The following is a 17,873-nucleotide window of genomic DNA, read 5'->3' on the forward strand; positions in this document are numbered from 1 at the left end:
AACGCAACACCAGCAGCATCACTCCGTATTACCTGCTGGCGGCGGTCGATCACCGTATCGATGATCTCGGCGAACTGGCCCCGGCCACCCCGGATCAAGCGATCTACCTCGACATCTTCGCCCGCACGTTCTGGATGGGCCTGGTAATCACCGTGATCTGCCTGTTGCTCGCTTATCCATTGGCTTATCTGCTGGCGAACCTGCCTTCGCGGCAGAGCAACCTGCTTATGATTCTGGTGCTGTTGCCATTCTGGACCTCGATTCTGGTGCGGGTTGCAGCGTGGATCGTGCTGCTGCAATCCGGCGGTCTGATCAACAGTGCGCTGTTGGCCATGGGCATCATCGATAAACCGCTGGAACTGGTGTTCAACCGCACCGGCGTGTACATCTCGATGGTGCACATCCTGCTGCCGTTCATGATTCTGCCGATCTACAGCGTGATGAAAGGCATCTCGCCGACCTACATGCGCGCGGCGATTTCCCTCGGCTGTCATCCGTTCGCCAGTTTCTGGCGGGTGTACTTCCCGCAGACCTACGCCGGCGTTGGCGCCGGCTGCCTGCTGGTGTTCATCCTTGCGATTGGCTACTACATCACCCCGGCGCTGCTCGGCAGCCCGAACGACCAAATGGTCAGTTACTTCGTCGCCTTCTACACCAACACCAGCATCAACTGGGGCATGGCCACTGCGCTCGGCGGGCTGCTGTTGCTGGCGACCGTGGTGCTTTATCTGATCTACAGCTGGCTGGTCGGCGCCAGTCGCCTGCGCCTGAGCTAAGGGGAATTTGCGATGCTGAGTCCTTACATGTCGCCCATCGAACGGGTGTGGTTCTACAGCCTGCGGATCCTCTGCGGCCTGATCCTGTTGTTCCTGATCCTGCCGGTACTGGTGATCGTGCCGCTGTCGTTCAACTCGGGAAGTTTCCTGGTTTATCCGCTGCAAGGTTTCTCGCTGCAGTGGTACCACGACTTCTTCGCCTCGGCGGAATGGATGCGCGCGCTGAAGAACAGCATTATCGTCGCCCCGGCCGCGACCGTGCTGGCGATGATCTTCGGCACGCTGGCGGCGATCGGCCTGACCCGCGGCGACTTCCCCGGCAAGTCGCTGGTGATGGCGCTGGTGATCTCGCCGATGGTGGTGCCGGTGGTGATTATCGGCGTGGCGAGTTATCTGTTCTTCGCGCCGCTGGGGCTGGGTAACAGCTTCTTCTCGCTGATCGTCGTGCATGCGGTATTGGGTGTGCCGTTTGTGATCATCACCGTGTCGGCGACGTTGCAGGGCTTCAATCACAATCTGGTGCGTGCTGCTGCGAGTCTCGGTGCATCGCCGCTGACTGCATTCCGCCGGGTGACCTTGCCGCTGATTGCGCCGGGAGTGATTTCCGGGGCGCTGTTTGCCTTTGCCACTTCTTTCGATGAAGTGGTGGTGACGCTGTTTCTTGCCGGGCCCGAGCAGGCGACATTGCCTCGGCAGATGTTCAGCGGGATTCGCGAGAACCTCAGCCCGACGATTGCGGCTGCGGCTACTTTGCTGATTGCTTTCTCGGTGATCCTGCTGCTGACCCTGGAATGGCTACGTGGCCGCAGCGAAAAACTGCGGACTGCTCAGGTTTAAGGGCCAGATCAAAAGCTTACCCCCTCACCCCGCCCTCTCCCCCAGGGGGGCGAGGGGGAAAGGGAGCAGAACGTTGGGCTTTTCAAAGCCTGAGTTCGACTTGGTATCGCAAGTCGGTGTACTTCTCCCAAACAACTCGGTCAGTCCCCTCTCCCTTTGGGAGAGGGCTAGGGTGAGGGGCTTTTGCTTTTGGTCATTCATGACCTGAATAGCAGACAACCCCAAATCCCCAGCTAATCTTGTGCCCAGCTCCCACATCTATAAGAGGCTGCGCACCATGAGTCTGTCCCAGTTCAAAATCGCTCACAAACTGATCACCGGCGCCGCAGCCATCGAGCAACTGGCCGCCGAACTCACCCGTCTCGACATCGACAACCCGTTGATCGTCACCGACGCTGCGCTGGTCAAGTCCGGCACCGTCGAGCTGGCGCTGGTGCAACTCGGCGGGCGCGAATACGAGATTTTCGACCGTGTGCTGCCCGATCCGGAAATCGCCATCGTCGAAGACTGCATGCGCGCCTATCGCGAAGGCGGGCATGACGGCTTGATCGGCCTTGGCGGTGGCAGCGCCATCGACATTGCCAAGAGTGTCGCCGCCTACGCCGGCTACCACGGTGCGCTGGAAGATCTGTTCGGCGTCGATCAGGTACCGCGCAAAGGCCCGCCGCTGATCGCCATTCCGACCACCGCTGGCACTGGCTCTGAAGTCACCAACGTGGCGATCCTCTCGGACAAGGTCGCGCAGTTGAAGAAAGGCATCGTCAGCGACTATCTGTTGCCGGATGTGGCGCTGGTCAGCCCGCAAATGACCCTGACCTGTCCGCGCAGCGTCACCGCCGCCAGTGGTGTCGATGCACTGGTGCACGCCATCGAATCCTATCTGTCGGTGAACGCCTCGCCGATCACCGACTCCCTCGCCATCGGCGCAATCAAGCTGATCGCCAAAGCTCTGCCCAAGGCCTACGCCAACGGCGGCAACCTGCAAGCGCGTGAAGACATGGCCACCGCCAGCCTCATGGCCGGCATGGCGTTCGGTAACGCCGGGGTCGGTGCGGTACATGCGTTGGCGTATCCGCTGGGCGGTCGCTTCAACATTGCCCACGGTGTCAGCAATGCCTTGCTGCTGCCCTATGTGATGACCTGGAACAAAATGGCCTGCGTCGAACGCATGCAGGATATTGCCGAAGCCATGGGCGTGAAGACCGCGCATCTGAGCGCCAGCGAAGCCGCAGACAAAGCCGTACAGGCCATGACCGACCTGTGCGCAGCGGTGGAAATCCCTGCCGGGCTGCGCAGTTTCGGCGTGCCGGAGGAAGCAATCCCGGCGATGGCCGTGGAGGCCGCCGGCATCGAGCGGCTGATGCGCAACAATCCGCGCAAACTCAGCCCCGGCGACATCGAGAAGATCTACCGCGCGGCTTACTGAGGCGCGGTCGCTGAGGGCTCATGGCACAACCCAATCATCGCGGTCCCGGTGCGCGCGTGGAAACTTGAGGTATACAATGCGCGCCATCGTGATTTAGCTCAGCACAGGTGCGTCATGCAGCCCTTCGTAATTGCTCCGTCGATCCTCTCCGCCGACTTCGCCCGCCTCGGCGAGGAAGTGGACAACGTTCTCGCCGCCGGCGCGGACTTCGTCCACTTCGATGTCATGGACAACCACTACGTACCGAACCTGACGATCGGCCCGATGGTCTGCGCGGCACTGCGCAAGTACGGCGTCACCGCACCGATCGACGCGCACCTGATGGTCAGCCCGGTGGACCGCATCGTCGGCGACTTCATCGAAGCCGGCGCGACTTACATCACCTTCCACCCGGAAGCCACGCTGCACGTCGATCGCTCGCTGCAACTGATCCGTGAAGGCGGTTGCAAGTCCGGTCTGGTGTTCAACCCGGCGACTCCGCTGGACGTGCTCAAGTACGTGATCGACAAGGTCGACATGGTCCTGCTGATGAGCGTCAACCCGGGCTTCGGCGGGCAGAAGTTCATTCCCGGCACCCTCGACAAACTGCGTGAAGCGCGGGCGATCATCGACGCCTCGGGCCGCGACATCCGTCTGGAAATCGACGGTGGCGTCAACGTCAACAACATCCGCGAGATTGCCGCTGCTGGTGCTGACACCTTCGTCGCCGGCTCGGCCATTTTCAACGCGCCGAACTATCAGGAAGTCATCGACAAGATGCGTTCCGAGCTGGCACTGGCGCGCCCATGAGCGGTTTTGAGCAGTTGTTCCCGGGGCAGTTGCCACGGTTGGTGATGTTCGATCTGGATGGCACGCTGGTCGATTCGGTTCCCGACCTGGCAGCGGCGGTGGACACCATGCTGCTCTCCCTCGGCCGTCCGCCGGCGGGTATCGAAGCGGTGCGCGAATGGGTCGGCAATGGCGCTCCGGTGCTGGTGCGTCGGGCCTTGGCCGGTAGCATCGATCATTCGGCGGTGGATGACGCCGAAGCCGAGCGCGCACTGGAGATTTTCATGGAGGCGTACGGCGCCAGCCATGAGCTGACCGTGGTCTATCCCGGTGTGCGCGACACGCTCAAGTGGCTGCACAAGCAAGGCGTGGCCATGGCGCTGATCACCAACAAGCCCGAGCGCTTCGTCGCGCCGCTGCTCGATCAGATGAAGATCGGCCGCTACTTCAAGTGGATCATCGGCGGCGATACCCTGCCGCAGAAGAAGCCTGACCCGGCGGCGCTGTTTTTCGTGATGAAAATGGCCAACATTCCGGCCTCGCAATCGTTGTTCGTCGGCGACTCGCGCAGCGATGTGCAGGCGGCGAAAGCAGCGGGGGTCAAGTGTGTGGCGCTGAGTTATGGCTACAACCATGGCCGGCCGATTGCCGAGGAATCGCCGGCACTGGTGATCGACGATTTGCGCAAACTAATTCCCGGTTGCCTGGATCTGGCCGGTGGGATAACGTTGCCCGACGCTGTTCAACCCCCTTCTGGAAACGCCATCGTGGTGGTCACCCGCAAACTCTGGATGAAAGTTATCAAGGCCCTGGCCCGTTGGCGTTGGCGCGCCTGACTGATTCTGGCCGGCCCTGCCGGCGCGTTTGCATACCTGACTGATTGCACCTCACACCACGAGGCACCTTATGAATCGCGAAGAATTCCTGCGTCTGGCCGCTGACGGCTATAACCGCATCCCGCTGGCCTGCGAAACCCTGGCCGACTTCGACACGCCGCTGTCGATCTACCTGAAACTGGCCGATCAGCCCAACTCCTACCTGCTCGAATCGGTGCAGGGCGGCGAGAAATGGGGCCGTTATTCGATCATCGGCTTGCCGTGCCGCACCGTGCTGCGGGTTCATGATCATCACGTCAGCATCACCGTCGATGGCGTCGAGACCGAAAGCCATGATGTCGAAGACCCGCTGGCCTTCGTTGAAACCTTCAAAGCGCGCTACAACGTGCCGACCATCGCCGGTCTGCCACGCTTCAATGGTGGCCTGGTCGGTTACTTCGGTTACGACTGCGTGCGCTATGTCGAGAAGCGTCTGGGCAAATGTCCGAACCCGGATCCGCTGGGCGTGCCGGATATTCTGCTGATGGTCTCCGATGCCGTCGTGGTGTTCGACAACCTGGCCGGCAAGATGCACGCGATCGTCCTCGCCGACCCGGCGCAAACTGATGCCTTCGAGCAAGGCCAGGCGCGGTTGCAGGAACTGCTCGAGCAACTGCGTCAGCCGATCACCCCGCGTCGTGGCCTGGATTTCAGCAAACAGCAATCGGCCGATCCGGTATTTCGTTCCAGTTTCACCCAGGACGATTACGAAAAAGCCGTCGACACCATCAAGGAATATATCCTTGCCGGTGACTGCATGCAGGTCGTGCCGTCGCAGCGCATGTCGATCGACTTCAAGGCTGCGCCGATCGATCTGTACCGCGCGCTGCGTTGCTTCAACCCGACGCCGTACATGTACTTCTTCAACTTCGGCGATTTCCACGTCGTCGGCAGTTCGCCGGAAGTGCTGGTGCGCGTCGAAGACAACCTGATCACCGTGCGCCCGATCGCCGGCACGCGCCCACGCGGTGCCACCGAAGAAGCCGATGTGGCGCTGGAGCAGGACCTGCTCTCGGATGACAAGGAGATCGCCGAGCACTTGATGCTTATCGATCTGGGCCGCAACGATACCGGGCGAGTCTCGGAAATCGGCTCGGTGAAGCTCACCGAGAAAATGGTCATCGAGCGTTATTCCAATGTGATGCACATCGTCTCCAACGTCACCGGCCAGTTGAAGTCGGGCCTGACCGCAATGGACGCACTGCGAGCAATTCTGCCGGCGGGTACGTTGTCGGGCGCACCGAAGATTCGCGCGATGGAAATCATCGACGAACTCGAGCCGGTCAAGCGCGGTGTGTACGGCGGCGCGGTCGGTTACTTCGCCTGGAACGGCAACATGGACACCGCCATTGCCATTCGCACGGCGGTGATCAAGAACGGCGAGCTGCACGTGCAGGCCGGCGGCGGCATCGTCGCCGACTCGGTGCCGGCGCTGGAATGGGAAGAAACCCTGAACAAACGCCGCGCGATGTTCCGCGCCGTGGCCCTGGCCGAGCAGACCCCGGACGCCTGAGCCACGCAATTTCCCGTGTGGGAGCGAGCCTGCTCGCGAACAGGCTGTGTCAGTCACCGTTGATGCTGACTGACCCAGCGCTTTCGCGAGCCGGCTCGCTCCCACATTGGGTTTTGTGTTGAGGCATAAAAAAAGCGGCGCCCTGACAGGCGCCGCTTTTTTGCATCTACGACTCAGAAATCCAGCACAACCCCGACATTCAGGCCCTGCTGCTTGAAGTCATCATCCTTGCGGAACGTATAACCGCCACGCAGCGCCAGATCCGCCGTGAGCTTGTGACTGACACCCAGGCTCAAGCGGTTCAGGTGACTTGCCGGTGTGTAGCCTTCAAGGGTGAAGTCATTGGCCGGCAGGGTGTTGAGTGCGATGTTGACCTTCTGCACGTCATCTTCGTACTCACGCTCGTGGGCGTATTCGCCGTACACCTGGGTTTGCGCGGTGAAGTTGTACTTGCCCTGGATGCCCAGGCCCAGGCGTTTCGAATCGCGGCTCTGGTCATCGAAGGTCAGCGCGGTGGCGCGGTTGCTCTTTTCCGAGTAACCGTCGACATCGACACTGGCGTAATCAGCGCTGACAAACGGCGACAGGTGCCATTGGCTGCCCGGTTGCGCAATGTCATAGCCCAGGCGCGTGCTGAACGCCCACAGGCTGCCGTCGGTATCACCTTTTTCCGCGCCCTCGCTGGCGCCGAGGTCGAACTTGCGCTTGAGGTTGTCGTAGTCGAGTTTGCCGCCGGTCAGCGCCGCGTCGGCCCACCAGCGGTTCTGCTGGAACTGGGCGAACGCGGTGGCCATGTAGCTGTTGAGTTTGTAGTCGGAATCGTTGTGCCCGGCCTCGAGATTCTGCCGGTACAAACCGGCCGCCACGCCCACGCGCCAGGCCTCGTTCAAGCGATAGCTGCCGCCGACGTTGAGGTTGTAACCGCTGCCATCGGCGCTGGCGCCGCTGCTTTGGCTGTCGACATCCAGACGCTGTCCGCCCGCCGAGACAATCGCACGCCATTGGCCGACCGCTTGCCAGTTCTCCCAGTCTGCCTGCCATTGGTTGCGTAATTCATCCTGATGCGCCCGCACGGTGCCGTGGGCCATTTCAGGTAGCAGGCTCAATTCCCACGGCGCAGCCAACAGCGAATAGGCGTAATCGGCGATGAGTTTTTGCCCGGATTCGGTCGGGTGCACGCCGTCGTTGTAGATCAGTTTGGTCGGATCCGGCGTGGCGCTGTTGATCCCGTAGCGGGCGTTTTCCGTGCAGCTATTGCCACTGAAGCAAGTCGCGGTGAGGTTCTGGTCGGTAGCCAGGCCAAAGCGCCCCGGGTCGGCGAAGACTTCCGAGAGCAGCACCGGAATGTTCAGCGGAATGACTTCAGCGTTGATGCCTTGCAGGCGCGTCACCAACTGACTGTTGAACTGGTTGGCGAGGGTGCTGCTGAACGCTTGCAGCGGCGTGCCATTGAGGGCCGGTGTCAGGCCCACGTCGGGCAGCAGCCAGACCATCACGTATTTGGCGCCGGCGGTCTGCAGGGTTTGCACGCTATCGGCCAGTCGATCGGCTGCGGCGTTGGCCTGGGGCAGGCTGAGAATGCGGCCCTGGAGGAAGTCGTTGCCGCCACCGGAAATGTAATACAGCGCATTCGGGTCGGCGCGGAAGCCGTTCGACGGCAGGTATCCGGCACGGGTGCGTTCGCCGGTGGCCGATTGGGTGGTGATCGAGTCGAGAATCTGGTCGGTACGATAACCACCGACCGCCCAGTTGTTGCCGTCGGGCTGGCCGTTTTCCGCGCGCACTGCGGAGCTGGAAGAGGCTGTCTGGTCGGGCGAAAAGCCCAGGCGGCCGCCGAGCAACTGGGTGGAATTCAATGAAAAAACTTCGCCGCTGCCATCCTGATACACCGGCCCGGTGCGGTTGGTGTAGCGCTCGGTGGAGCCCGCCGGGCCGCCACTGTCGGCGAAAGTGCCGGCATCGTTGAGGCTGTCACCGAAGACGATGAAACTGGAATAAGGATTGGGCGCTGCATTGGCCTGGGCGCAGGCGAGTGCGAGAAGGCAGCTGGCCAGCGGTACAAACAACGTCTGTCTGATCATGAGCAAGTCCGTTTATTTATTGTTGTAGGTGAACGAAACGACAGTACCAAAAACTTTCGGCATTTTGCCATCGGTCGTGAATCCCTCTGCCGTTTTATAACCCGCAGGCCCCGCCATATTGCACGCTCCGCCCAGCTAAGTTACTGTGCCGGAACGTATGAACGAGACCTTCCCCGTGTTGATCACCAGCAAACTCCTGGATCAAGTCATCAAGGCACACGCCCGCTGGCGTTGGCGCGCCTGAATCTTCTCTGCCGGCTCCGCCGGATCTGTATCGCTTTGCCTTCCTTGTCTGTTTGAAATGCCGCTGTGCTGGCGCCCTGTGCGCGTCCGACATCGCGCAGCGCCCTGCGGGCAAGTCATCTGAAGGCTGTCATCAAGTCAGAATTCAAGAGGTTCGAAACGCCATGTTGCTGATGATCGACAACTACGACTCCTTTACCTACAACGTTGTGCAATACCTCGGCGAGCTGGGTGCCGAGGTCAAAGTGGTGCGCAACGACGAACTGACCATCGCCGAAATCGAAGCGCTGAATCCCGAGCGCATCGTGGTTTCCCCCGGGCCGTGCACGCCCACCGAGGCGGGCGTTTCCATTGATGCGATCAAGCACTTCGCCGGCAAACTGCCGATCCTCGGCGTTTGCCTCGGCCACCAGTCCATCGGCCAGGCCTTCGGCGGTGATGTGGTGCGTGCCCGCCAAGTCATGCACGGTAAGACTAGCCCGGTATTCCACGAGGACAAGGGCGTGTTCGCCGGCCTCAATCATCCGCTCACCGTTACGCGTTACCACTCGCTGATCGTCAAGCACGACAACCTGCCCGATTGCCTCGAGCTGACCGCGTGGACCCAGCACGACGACGGCTCGGTCGACGAGATCATGGGCCTGCGTCACAAGACCCTGAACATCGAGGGCGTACAGTTCCACCCCGAGTCGATCCTCACCGAGCAGGGTCATGAACTGTTTGCCAATTTCCTCAAACAAACCGGCGGCACGCGCTAAGGACTTCCCATGAATATCAAGACAGCCCTCAGCCGTATCGTCGAACATCTCGACCTCAGCACCGATGAAATGCGCGATGTGATGCGCGAGATCATGACCGGCCAGTGCACCGAAGCGCAGATCGGCGCGTTCATGATGGCCATGCGCATGAAGAGTGAGAGCATCGACGAGATCGTCGGCGCGGTGTCGGTGATGCGCGAGCTGGCCGATCAGGTCGAGCTGAAAACCCTCGACGGCGTGGTCGATGTGGTAGGCACCGGCGGTGACGGTGCGAACATCTTCAACGTATCGACCGCGTCCTCCTTCGTTGTCGCAGCGGCCGGTTGCACCGTGGCCAAACACGGCAACCGCGCAGTGTCCGGCAAGAGCGGCAGTGCCGATCTGCTGGAAGCGGCCGGCATTTATCTGAACCTGACCCCGGTGCAGGTCGCGCGCTGCATCGACAACGTCGGCATCGGTTTCATGTTCGCCCAGACCCATCACAAAGCGATGAAGTACGCCGCCGGCCCGCGCCGCGAACTCGGCCTGCGCACGCTGTTCAACATGCTCGGCCCGCTTACGAATCCGGCCGGTGTGAAACATCAGGTCGTCGGCGTATTCACCCAGACGCTGTGCCGGCCATTGGCCGAAGTCTTGCAAAGACTGGGCAGCAAACACGTGCTGGTCGTGCATTCGAAGGACGGACTGGATGAGTTCAGCCTCGCCGCGCCGACCTTTGTTGCCGAGCTGAAGAACAACGAAATCACTGAGTATTGGGTCGAACCGGAAGACCTCGGCATGAAGAGTCAGAGCCTGCACGGCCTGTCCGTCGAAGGCCCGGAAGCGTCGCTGGCGCTGATCCGTGACGCCCTGGGCAAGCGCAAAACCGAAAACGGCCAGAAAGCTGCCGAGATGATTGTGCTCAATGCCGGTGCGGCGCTGTACGCCGCCGACCTGGCAAGCAGTCTGAAACAAGGTGTGGAGCTGGCGCACGACGCGCTGCACACCGGCCTCGCTCGGGAAAAGCTCGAGGAGCTGGGTGCCTTTACCGCGGTATTCAAAGTGGAGAATGAAGGATGAGTGTACCGACGGTTCTGGAAAACATTCTGGCGCGCAAGGTTGAGGAAGTCGCCGAGCGCAGCGCCCGGGTCAGCCTGAGCGAGCTGGAAAGTCTGGCCAAGGCGGCCGATGCACCCCGTGGTTTTGCCCAGGCGTTGCTGGCGCAAGCGAAGAAGAAACAACCGGCCGTGATCGCCGAAATCAAAAAGGCTTCGCCGAGCAAAGGCGTGATCCGCGAAGACTTTGTGCCGGCCGACATCGCCAAGAGCTACGAGAAGGGCGGGGCCACGTGTCTGTCGGTGCTGACCGACATCGATTACTTCCAGGGCGCCGATGCCTATCTGCAACAGGCGCGCGCCGCCTGCAAATTGCCGGTGATCCGCAAGGATTTCATGATCGATCCGTACCAGATCGTTGAGGCCCGCGCGCTGGGCGCTGATTGCGTGCTGTTGATCGTCTCCGCACTGGACGACGTGAAAATGGCCGAGCTGGCCGCCGTGGCCAAAGGCGTCGGTCTCGACGTCTTGGTGGAAGTGCACGACGGTGACGAACTTGAGCGTGCGCTTAAGACTCTCGACACGCCGCTGGTCGGGGTCAACAACCGCAACCTGCACACCTTTGACGTCAGCCTGGAAACCACCCTCGACCTGCTGCCGCGCATCCCGCGCGATCGCCTGGTGATCACCGAAAGCGGCATCCTCAATCGTGCCGACGTCGAGCTGATGGAAATCAGCGATGTGTACTCGTTCCTGGTCGGCGAAGCGTTCATGCGCGCGGAAAATCCGGGCATGGAATTGCAGCGCCTGTTCTTTCCGGAGCGTGGTGTGCCGATCAGTGGTTCGACCCTCGACTGACCGAGTCGACCTCATTCGCGAGCAGGCTCGCTCCCACAGAGGATTGCATTCCAGTGTGGGAGCGAGCCTGCTCGCGAAGGGGCCATCGAAACCGCTAAAGATTTCCATGTTGCCGGAGCCTGTTATGTCGCTGCCAACCCCGCTGACCATCGAATCCGGCCTGCAAGCCGAACAGGACTTGCTGGCCTCGGTCTGCGCTGGCGACGCCGAATTCGGCCTGCTGTTCTGGCAACCCACCGACCGCGCGCTGGTCATGCCGCGCCGCCTCAACCGTCTCGCGCAATTCGACCACGCCTGCGAAGTCTCCGCTGCGGCTGGCTGGCCGGTGCTGCTGCGCGAGACCGGCGGCGAACCGGTGCCGCAATCCGCTGCAACCATCAACATTGCCTTGGTGTATGCCCCGCCTCGCAGTGAAGGCGATCTGAACCGCATCGAAACCGGCTACCGCCGTCTGTGCGATCCGATCTGTCAGTTGCTGGATGAGTTGGGTGGCACGTCGTCAGTCGGGGAAATCGATGGCGCATTCTGTGATGGTCGTTTCAACGTCAATCTCGACGGTCGCAAGATGGTCGGCACCGCCCAGCGCTGGCGCCAGAGTCAGGGCGGCCAGCGTCCGGTGGGGCTGGTGCACGGTGCAATGCTGATGGATGACGAGCGCGAAGCGATGGTCGCTGCGGTCAATCGCTTCAACGAAGCCTGCGGCCTGGAGCAGCGGGTGAGGGCGCAAAGCCACATCGCCCTGCATGAGAAATTCAACGCGCCACAGGCGTTGGCGCGTCTCGATGAATTGTTTCGTTTGATGCTGGCGCAGATTTACAGTGCCTGATTTACGAGCTTAGCGCGTACCGAAGACCACCATGGTCTTGCCCTTCACGTCGACCAGATTGCGTTCTTCCAGATCCTTGAGCACGCGGCCGACCATCTCCCGTGAACAACCGACAATCCGGCCGATCTCCTGACGGGTGACTTTGATCTGCATGCCGTCCGGATGGGTCATGGCGTCCGGCTGTTTGCACAGCTCCAGCAGGCAGCGGGCGACGCGGCCGGTGACGTCAAAAAATGCCAGGTCGCCGACTTTGCGCGTGGTGTTGCGCAGGCGTTGTGCGATTTGTCCGCTGAGGGCGTAAAGAATGTCTGGATCCTGCTGCGATAACTCGCGGAACTTGGCGTAACTGATTTCCGCGGTTTCGCATTCGACCTTCGCCCGCACCCAGGCGCTGCGTTCCTGCTCCTGACCTGCTTGCTCGAACAGACCCAGTTCGCCGAAGAAATCCCCGGCGTTGAGGTAAGCGATGATCATCTCGCGACCATCGTCGTCTTCAATGAGGATGGTGACCGAACCCTTGATGATGAAGTACAGCGTGTCCGAGCGATCGCCGGCGCAGATGATGTTGCTCTTGGCCGCATGACGCCGGCGCTGGCAATGCATCAACAGCTTGTCGATGTTCTTGATTTTGGGTGTGGGGGTAATAGCAACCATGGTTGTATCCCGAAAAGACTGCACGGTGATGTTTGAGTTTTTATGAGGCGCTGAAGGCGGTCGCTACAGAGCTGACGAATTGGCGCCAGCGAATTGGCGCCAGCTTACCAGACACTTCGTCGTAAATTCGAGAAATTACCTACAGCCAGAAAGCATCCGTCCTAGGACGTCGTTCCTGTCGGGACAAAGTGCTGTGCTAAGCTGGCGACCCTTTTTTTACAGTGGAGTCTGGGCGATGAAGGCACGCATCCAATGGGCTGGCGAAGCCATGTTCCTCGGCGAATCCGGTAGCGGTCATGTCGTGGTGATGGACGGCCCGCCGGACGCCGGTGGTCGTAACCTCGGGGTTCGCCCGATGGAAATGCTCTTGCTGGGTGTCGGCGGTTGCAGCAACTTCGACGTGGTCAGCATCCTGAAGAAGTCGCGCCAGGCCGTTGAAAGCTGCGAAGCCTTCCTCGATGCCGAGCGTGCGACTGAAGATCCCAAGGTCTTTACCAAGATCCACATGCACTTCGTGGTCAAGGGCCGGGGCCTGAAAGAAGCTCAGGTCAAGCGCGCCATCGAGCTGTCGGCCGAGAAGTATTGCTCGGCGTCGATCATGCTCGGCGCGGCTGGTGTGGCGATTACCCACGATTATGAAATCGTCGAACTCGGCTGAACCGACATTCAACTATCATAAAAGCAGTGCAGACTCTGGCGATCCCCCGCTGACGTCTGCATAATGCGCCACTTTTTTCAGGGCAGTGATCGGTCAGCCGACAGGTCATCCGCCTGAACAGATAACCAAAATCGCCATCGCGAAGAGGTGTTAACCGTCCTACGCAGGTGCGTTGTTCGCACTTGACGGGCATGCTTGATCACGCGGCCGCGCCGCATACATAGAGAGTTTTTAACGGTGAAAAGCAAACTCAAGCTCCACGGGTTCAATAACCTGACAAAGACCTTGAGCTTCAACATCTATGACATCTGCTACGCGGAAACCCCGCAAGACCAGCAGGCTTACGTTGAGTACATCAATCAAGAGTACAACGCGAAACGCCTGACGCAGATTCTCACAGAAGTTGTCGAGATCATTGGTGCCAACATCCTGAACATCGCCAGTCAGGACTATGAACCCCAGGGCGCCAGCGTCACGATTCTGATTTCGGAAGAGCCGGTAACCCCGACTGACAGCCAGATCGAAGAATCGCCGGGCCCGTTGCCCGAAATCATTCTGGCCCACCTCGACAAGAGCCACATCACGGTGCACACCTATCCGGAAATCCATCCGGACGACGGTATTGCGACCTTCCGTGTGGATATCGACGTGTCGACCTGTGGTGTCATTTCACCGCTCAAAGCGCTCAACTTCCTCATTCACCAGTTCGATTCGGACATCGTGACCGTGGATTACCGTGTGCGCGGCTTCACCCGTGACGTTGAAGGCAACAAGCACTTCATCGACCACGAGATCAACTCGATCCAGAACTACCTCTCCGAAGACACCCGCGACGCGTACCAGATGACCGACGTGAACGTGTACCAGGAAAACCTGTTCCACACCAAAATGCTGCTGAAGAACTTCGAACTGGACAACTACCTGTTCGGCGATGCCACCAGCAACCTCTCGCCCGAGCAGCGTGCCCAGGTGACCGACCGTGTGAAACACGAAATGCTGGAAATCTTCTACGCGCGCAACATGCCGACCTAAGATTCCCGGAAACAAAAAAGGCGACCTCCTGGTCGCCTTTTTCATGTCTCACACAAAACCTCTGTGGAGCGAGCCTGCTCGCGAAGAGGTCATCAGCACCGACACGGATCTCAGATCCGATAAGTACTCTTGGTCATAACCTTCGCCAACAAACTCATGCCGAACTTCACTGGCGCCGGAAAACGAAATCCGCCCGCATCCAACGCACTTTCCGCATGGTGTTCTTCATCGATGCGCATCTGTTCGAGAATCGCCCGGGACTTCTCGTCCTCGGCCGGCAATTGCTCCAGATGTTCGTTCAAGTGCTTGCACACCTGATGCTCGGTCGCCGCTACGAACCCTAGACTGACCTTGTCGCTGATCAGTCCGGCGACCGCGCCGATACCGAACGACATGCCGTAAAACAGTGGATTCAGCACGCTGGTGTGGCTGCCCAGCTGATGGATGCGCTGTTCACACCAGACCAGATGATCGATCTCTTCTTCAGCCGCGTGCTCCATGGCTGCGCGTACCTGCGGCAACTTGGCGGTCAGCGCCTGTCCCTGATACAGCGCCTGGGCGCAGACTTCGCCGGTATGGTTGATGCGCATCAGACCGGCGACATGGCGGGTGTCTTCATCGCTCATTTGCGTATCCGGCTGCAGAATCGCTGGCGACGGGCGGTACGGCTGGCCACTGAAGGGCAACAGGGTGCGCATCGCGGCATCGGCTTGCAGTAGCAGACGGTCTATGGGCGAGTAGTGACGTTGGGTAGTCATGCTGACCTCCGGGAAGAATCTCGGCGGCCAGTTTAACCGAATCGGCCGGCGAGGGTTTGCGCTGGGTCACTTGCTGCGCGGTCAGGCTTTTTTGTGGGAGCGAGCCTGCTCGCGAAAGCGGATTATCGGCTACTGAAGTGTTGGATGTATCGGCGCCTTCGCGAGCAGGCTCGCTCCCACGGTTGGTTGTCGCCAATCAGCCCGGCGGCCAGTTCATCTGACGCTGCCCCAGCACGTGCATATGGATGTGATAGACAGTCTGCCCGCCAAGTTCATTGCAGTTCATCACCACGCGGAAGCCTTCTTCGCAACCCAGTTCCAGCGCCAGACGCTGCGCGGTGAACAGGATGTGCCCGGCCAGTGCCTTGTCGTCTTCGGTCAGGTCGTTGAGCGTGCGCACCGGTTTTTTCGGGATCACCAGAAAGTGCACCGGAGCCTGTGGGGCGATGTCGTGGAAGGCCAGAACCTGGTCGTCCTCGTAGATGATATTGGCCGGGATTTCCCGGTTGATGATCTTGGTGAACAGAGTATCCACTGCTGTTTCTCCGTTGAGTTGGGCTGAATCGAGTGTACCGCTTCGAAGTCGTGTTCCTAGCGGGGGCAGTAAGCTTTATTGACCATGCCGACAATCGTCCGGTTAAGCCAGCGCGAACCCAGTCGCGGCAGGAACGCCAGCCAGCGGTTGCGCCGTCCCGGAATGATGATGGCGCGGTTTTTATCCAGTGCGCGTACGGCATGCAGTGCCACTTCTTCCGGACTCATCAGCGAGTGGCTGCTTTCGATCTTTTCGCTACTCATCTGTGCGGTTCGGAAGAACGGTGTGCGCGTCGGGCCGGGGCAAAGCACGGAGACTTTCACGCCGCTTTGTTTGAGCTCCACGCGCAGGGCTTCGGAAAAATGCAGCACATAGGCTTTGCTGGCGTAGTAGGTGCTCATCCATGGGCCGGGGCTGTACGCAGCCACCGACGCGACATTGAGGATCTGCCCGCCACCCAGCAGCGCCATGCTGTTGCCCAGCGCATGGCAGAGGCGGGTGAGGGCGAGGATGTTGACCTCGATGAGGTCCTGCTCGGTCATCCAGTCTTGCGCGAGAAATGGCCCGCAAGTGCCGATGCCGGCGCAGTTGACCAGCAGATCGATCTGCCGGTCACCTTCTTCAAGCTCCAGCAAAAAACCGGAAAGTCGCAACGGTTCGCCGAGATCGCAGGCGCGAAACAATACTTCGACATCGAAACGCTGGGTCAGCTCGATGGCGATACTTTCCAGCTGATCACGCTGTCGTGCCACCAGAATCAGGCTGCGGCCGCGCCGGGCCAGCGCTTCGGCCATGGCCAGGCCGATGCCGCTGGAAGCGCCAGTGATCAGAGCGTAACGGGTCATGCAGTTCTCCATCGCAACAGCTCCGCGCCGGCGACGCGGTTGTCGCGGCAGGGAGCGCTGTTCATTCTTGCGCAGAGTCTACAGGGGCCTGCGCCGGTTCGGCTGCCTCGTCAGCGGAAATCGCTGGCGGCTCGACAACTTCAACTTCGTCGGTGGTCACCGAGCCGCTGTCATAGCTGCTCTCCAGATTGCTTTCATATTCTTCCTGGACAGCCGAGAAGCCGCCAAGCAGGCCGCCGGCAAAAATCAGCGCGAAGAATACGATCCACAATGAGCACAGCACTTTGACCGCCGTGCTGTTGGGCGGTGGCGGCGGCCCATAGCGGTTGGCGCCGGCATTGCCGGGTACGACCATGATCACCAGCGGGAAAAAACTGCCCACGAACGGCACCAGATTCAACAGCCACAGCCAGCCCGACCAGCCGATATCGTGCAGACGCTGAACGCTGAACAGAATGCTGACGATCATGAAGCCAATGAACAGGAAGACAGCCAGGATCCCGCCGAGGATCAGCCCGGTGGTCGAGTCGCCACTGACCAGACCCAAGGCAATCAACGCAAACACGCCGACGATGGGCAGGGTCACCAGGCTCAAGACCATGGTCCAGGCCAGAAAGCGCAGGCGACCGATCCGGCCTTCGACGCTGAATGGCTTGAGCGTGGCGAACGGCGGCAGAGTTTCGCCGACATTTGCGCGGGGTGGCGCGTAAGGCGAGTCCGGTTCGGCCACCGCTGCAGGGTTATCGTGGACATCCGCCAGATTCAGCTCGATGGCGGTTTCCGCTTCGATCCGCGCATCGATCCCGGTTTTGTTCAGTGCCTGCAGATACGTCTGGGCTTCACTGTGGGACAGATCACGTTTGAGAGCGACGGCGCGGCCACTGAACAGACGCTCGATGGCGGACACATCGCTTTTGAACAGATCCGCCAGATTCAGCTTGGCGGTGGTGAGGTCGACACCGGGCTGCAGCGCGCCGTCGAAGACGATCTTGTAACGGGGGTCGCTCATGGCCGAGGCATCCTTGTCGCGATTCATTGGGCAGCCAGTCTGATCAGGACTGGCCGGATATATGTTTCAGCGCGGCCAGCGTTGTGGCAGCTGTGCAGCGCGCGTTTGGGCTTGACGATATTCAGCGTCGAGCCGTGCAATCAATTGATCCACACTCGGCAGATCGTCAATCTGGCCAACTCCCTGGCCCGCCGACCACACGGTCTTCCAGGCCTTGGCTTCATCGTTGATCGGCTTGAGCTTGTCGCCGAAGTTCACCTCGCCCTTGCCTTGCAGGGCCGCCATGTCGAAACCTGCCGCCTCCAGGCTCTGGCGCATGAAACTGGCCGGCACTCCCGACACCGCTGGAGTATGAATGATGTCGGCAGCCTTGGCTGTCAGCAGCAT

The 17,873-nt window shown here is 60.4% G+C and carries 18 protein-coding genes and 1 pseudogene; 12 read left to right on the top strand and 7 right to left on the bottom strand.

Going from position 1 to position 17,873, the window contains the following annotated elements:
• The 6 genes from D6877_RS16655 to trpE all read left to right on the top strand — a co-directional run.
• A partial coding sequence (locus D6877_RS16655) for an ABC transporter permease (protein WP_130911497.1) occupies positions 1 to 776 on the top strand: 776 nt, incomplete at its 5' end.
• A gap of 12 nt (positions 777 to 788) precedes the next feature.
• A complete protein-coding gene (locus D6877_RS16660) occupies positions 789 to 1,613 on the top strand; it encodes an ABC transporter permease (protein ID WP_093097808.1) in 825 nt (274 codons plus the stop codon).
• A gap of 277 nt (positions 1,614 to 1,890) precedes the next feature.
• The gene (locus D6877_RS16665) at positions 1,891 to 3,039 is read left to right on the top strand and encodes an iron-containing alcohol dehydrogenase (RefSeq protein WP_130911498.1); all 1,149 of its coding nucleotides are present in this window, start codon (positions 1,891 to 1,893) and stop codon (positions 3,037 to 3,039) included.
• 114 nt (positions 3,040 to 3,153) lie between these two features.
• The gene (gene rpe / locus D6877_RS16670; RefSeq protein WP_007918813.1) at positions 3,154 to 3,828 is read left to right on the top strand and encodes a ribulose-phosphate 3-epimerase; all 675 of its coding nucleotides are present in this window, start codon (positions 3,154 to 3,156) and stop codon (positions 3,826 to 3,828) included.
• Positions 3,825 to 4,643, top strand: a complete 819-nt coding sequence (locus tag D6877_RS16675) for a phosphoglycolate phosphatase (RefSeq protein ID WP_130911499.1) — start codon at positions 3,825 to 3,827, stop codon at positions 4,641 to 4,643. The genes rpe and D6877_RS16675 overlap by 4 nt, the downstream gene beginning before the upstream one ends.
• Before the next feature lie 70 nt (positions 4,644 to 4,713).
• Positions 4,714 to 6,195, top strand: coding sequence for an anthranilate synthase component I (gene trpE / locus D6877_RS16680; protein ID WP_125925541.1), 1,482 nt, complete (start codon positions 4,714 to 4,716; stop codon positions 6,193 to 6,195).
• Positions 6,196 to 6,368: 173 nt separating this feature from the next.
• Here the strand turns inward: trpE and estP are convergent, their stop codons facing one another.
• Positions 6,369 to 8,276 (bottom strand): esterase EstP, encoded by a 1,908-nt coding sequence (estP, locus tag D6877_RS16685; protein WP_130911500.1) that lies wholly within the window; start codon positions 8,274 to 8,276, stop codon positions 6,369 to 6,371.
• 407 nt (positions 8,277 to 8,683) lie between these two features.
• Here estP and D6877_RS16690 point away from each other — a divergent pair, with 407 nt between their 5' ends.
• The 4 genes from D6877_RS16690 (at position 8,684) to D6877_RS16705 (ending at position 11,995) form a co-directional block, all read left to right on the top strand.
• The gene (locus D6877_RS16690; protein WP_122881871.1) at positions 8,684 to 9,277 is read left to right on the top strand and encodes an aminodeoxychorismate/anthranilate synthase component II; all 594 of its coding nucleotides are present in this window, start codon (positions 8,684 to 8,686) and stop codon (positions 9,275 to 9,277) included.
• 9 nt (positions 9,278 to 9,286) lie between these two features.
• A complete protein-coding gene (trpD, locus tag D6877_RS16695; protein ID WP_016772917.1) occupies positions 9,287 to 10,336 on the top strand; it encodes an anthranilate phosphoribosyltransferase in 1,050 nt (349 codons plus the stop codon).
• Positions 10,333 to 11,169 (top strand): indole-3-glycerol phosphate synthase TrpC, encoded by an 837-nt coding sequence (gene trpC, locus D6877_RS16700; RefSeq protein WP_130911501.1) that lies wholly within the window; start codon positions 10,333 to 10,335, stop codon positions 11,167 to 11,169. Before trpD ends, trpC begins: the two co-directional genes overlap by 4 nt.
• Positions 11,170 to 11,293: 124 nt before the next feature.
• Positions 11,294 to 11,995 carry a lipoate--protein ligase family protein gene (locus tag D6877_RS16705; RefSeq protein WP_122692444.1) on the top strand — a complete coding sequence of 234 codons (702 nt, stop codon included), beginning with the start codon at positions 11,294 to 11,296 and terminating at the stop codon, positions 11,993 to 11,995.
• A gap of 9 nt (positions 11,996 to 12,004) precedes the next feature.
• On the opposite strand, the gene crp is transcribed toward D6877_RS16705, so the two are convergent.
• Positions 12,005 to 12,649 carry a cAMP-activated global transcriptional regulator CRP gene (gene crp, locus D6877_RS16710; RefSeq protein WP_016772920.1) on the bottom strand — a complete coding sequence of 215 codons (645 nt, stop codon included), beginning with the start codon at positions 12,647 to 12,649 and terminating at the stop codon, positions 12,005 to 12,007.
• A gap of 235 nt (positions 12,650 to 12,884) precedes the next feature.
• On the opposite strand from crp, the gene D6877_RS16715 reads away from it, so the two are divergent.
• The gene (locus D6877_RS16715) at positions 12,885 to 13,307 is read left to right on the top strand and encodes an OsmC family protein (RefSeq protein WP_016772921.1); all 423 of its coding nucleotides are present in this window, start codon (positions 12,885 to 12,887) and stop codon (positions 13,305 to 13,307) included.
• A gap of 237 nt (positions 13,308 to 13,544) precedes the next feature.
• The gene (gene speD, locus D6877_RS16720) at positions 13,545 to 14,339 is read left to right on the top strand and encodes an adenosylmethionine decarboxylase (RefSeq protein ID WP_024014530.1); all 795 of its coding nucleotides are present in this window, start codon (positions 13,545 to 13,547) and stop codon (positions 14,337 to 14,339) included.
• 110 nt (positions 14,340 to 14,449) lie between these two features.
• On the opposite strand, the gene coq7 is transcribed toward speD, so the two are convergent.
• The 5 genes and pseudogenes from coq7 to D6877_RS16745 all read right to left on the bottom strand — a co-directional run.
• Positions 14,450 to 15,097, bottom strand: a complete 648-nt coding sequence (gene coq7, locus D6877_RS16725; RefSeq protein ID WP_041476678.1) for a 2-polyprenyl-3-methyl-6-methoxy-1,4-benzoquinone monooxygenase — start codon at positions 15,095 to 15,097, stop codon at positions 14,450 to 14,452.
• Positions 15,098 to 15,293: 196 nt separating this feature from the next.
• Positions 15,294 to 15,632: a histidine triad nucleotide-binding protein gene (locus D6877_RS16730; protein WP_016772924.1), complete on the bottom strand. Its 339-nt coding sequence runs from the start codon at positions 15,630 to 15,632 to the stop codon at positions 15,294 to 15,296.
• 56 nt (positions 15,633 to 15,688) lie between these two features.
• Complete coding sequence (locus D6877_RS16735) at positions 15,689 to 16,477, bottom strand: SDR family oxidoreductase (RefSeq protein WP_056786709.1); 789 nt, start codon at positions 16,475 to 16,477, stop codon at positions 15,689 to 15,691.
• A 61-nt stretch (positions 16,478 to 16,538) separates the two neighbouring features.
• Complete coding sequence (locus tag D6877_RS16740) at positions 16,539 to 17,486, bottom strand: DUF805 domain-containing protein (RefSeq protein WP_130911502.1); 948 nt, start codon at positions 17,484 to 17,486, stop codon at positions 16,539 to 16,541.
• 66 nt (positions 17,487 to 17,552) lie between these two features.
• Positions 17,553 to 17,873: pseudogene (locus D6877_RS16745) on the bottom strand (nitronate monooxygenase); the annotation flags it as partial.

The sequence above is a fragment of the Pseudomonas sp. Sample_9 genome (genome assembly GCF_004307535.1).
GTDB lineage: Bacteria > Pseudomonadota > Gammaproteobacteria > Pseudomonadales > Pseudomonadaceae > Aquipseudomonas > Aquipseudomonas mercuritolerans.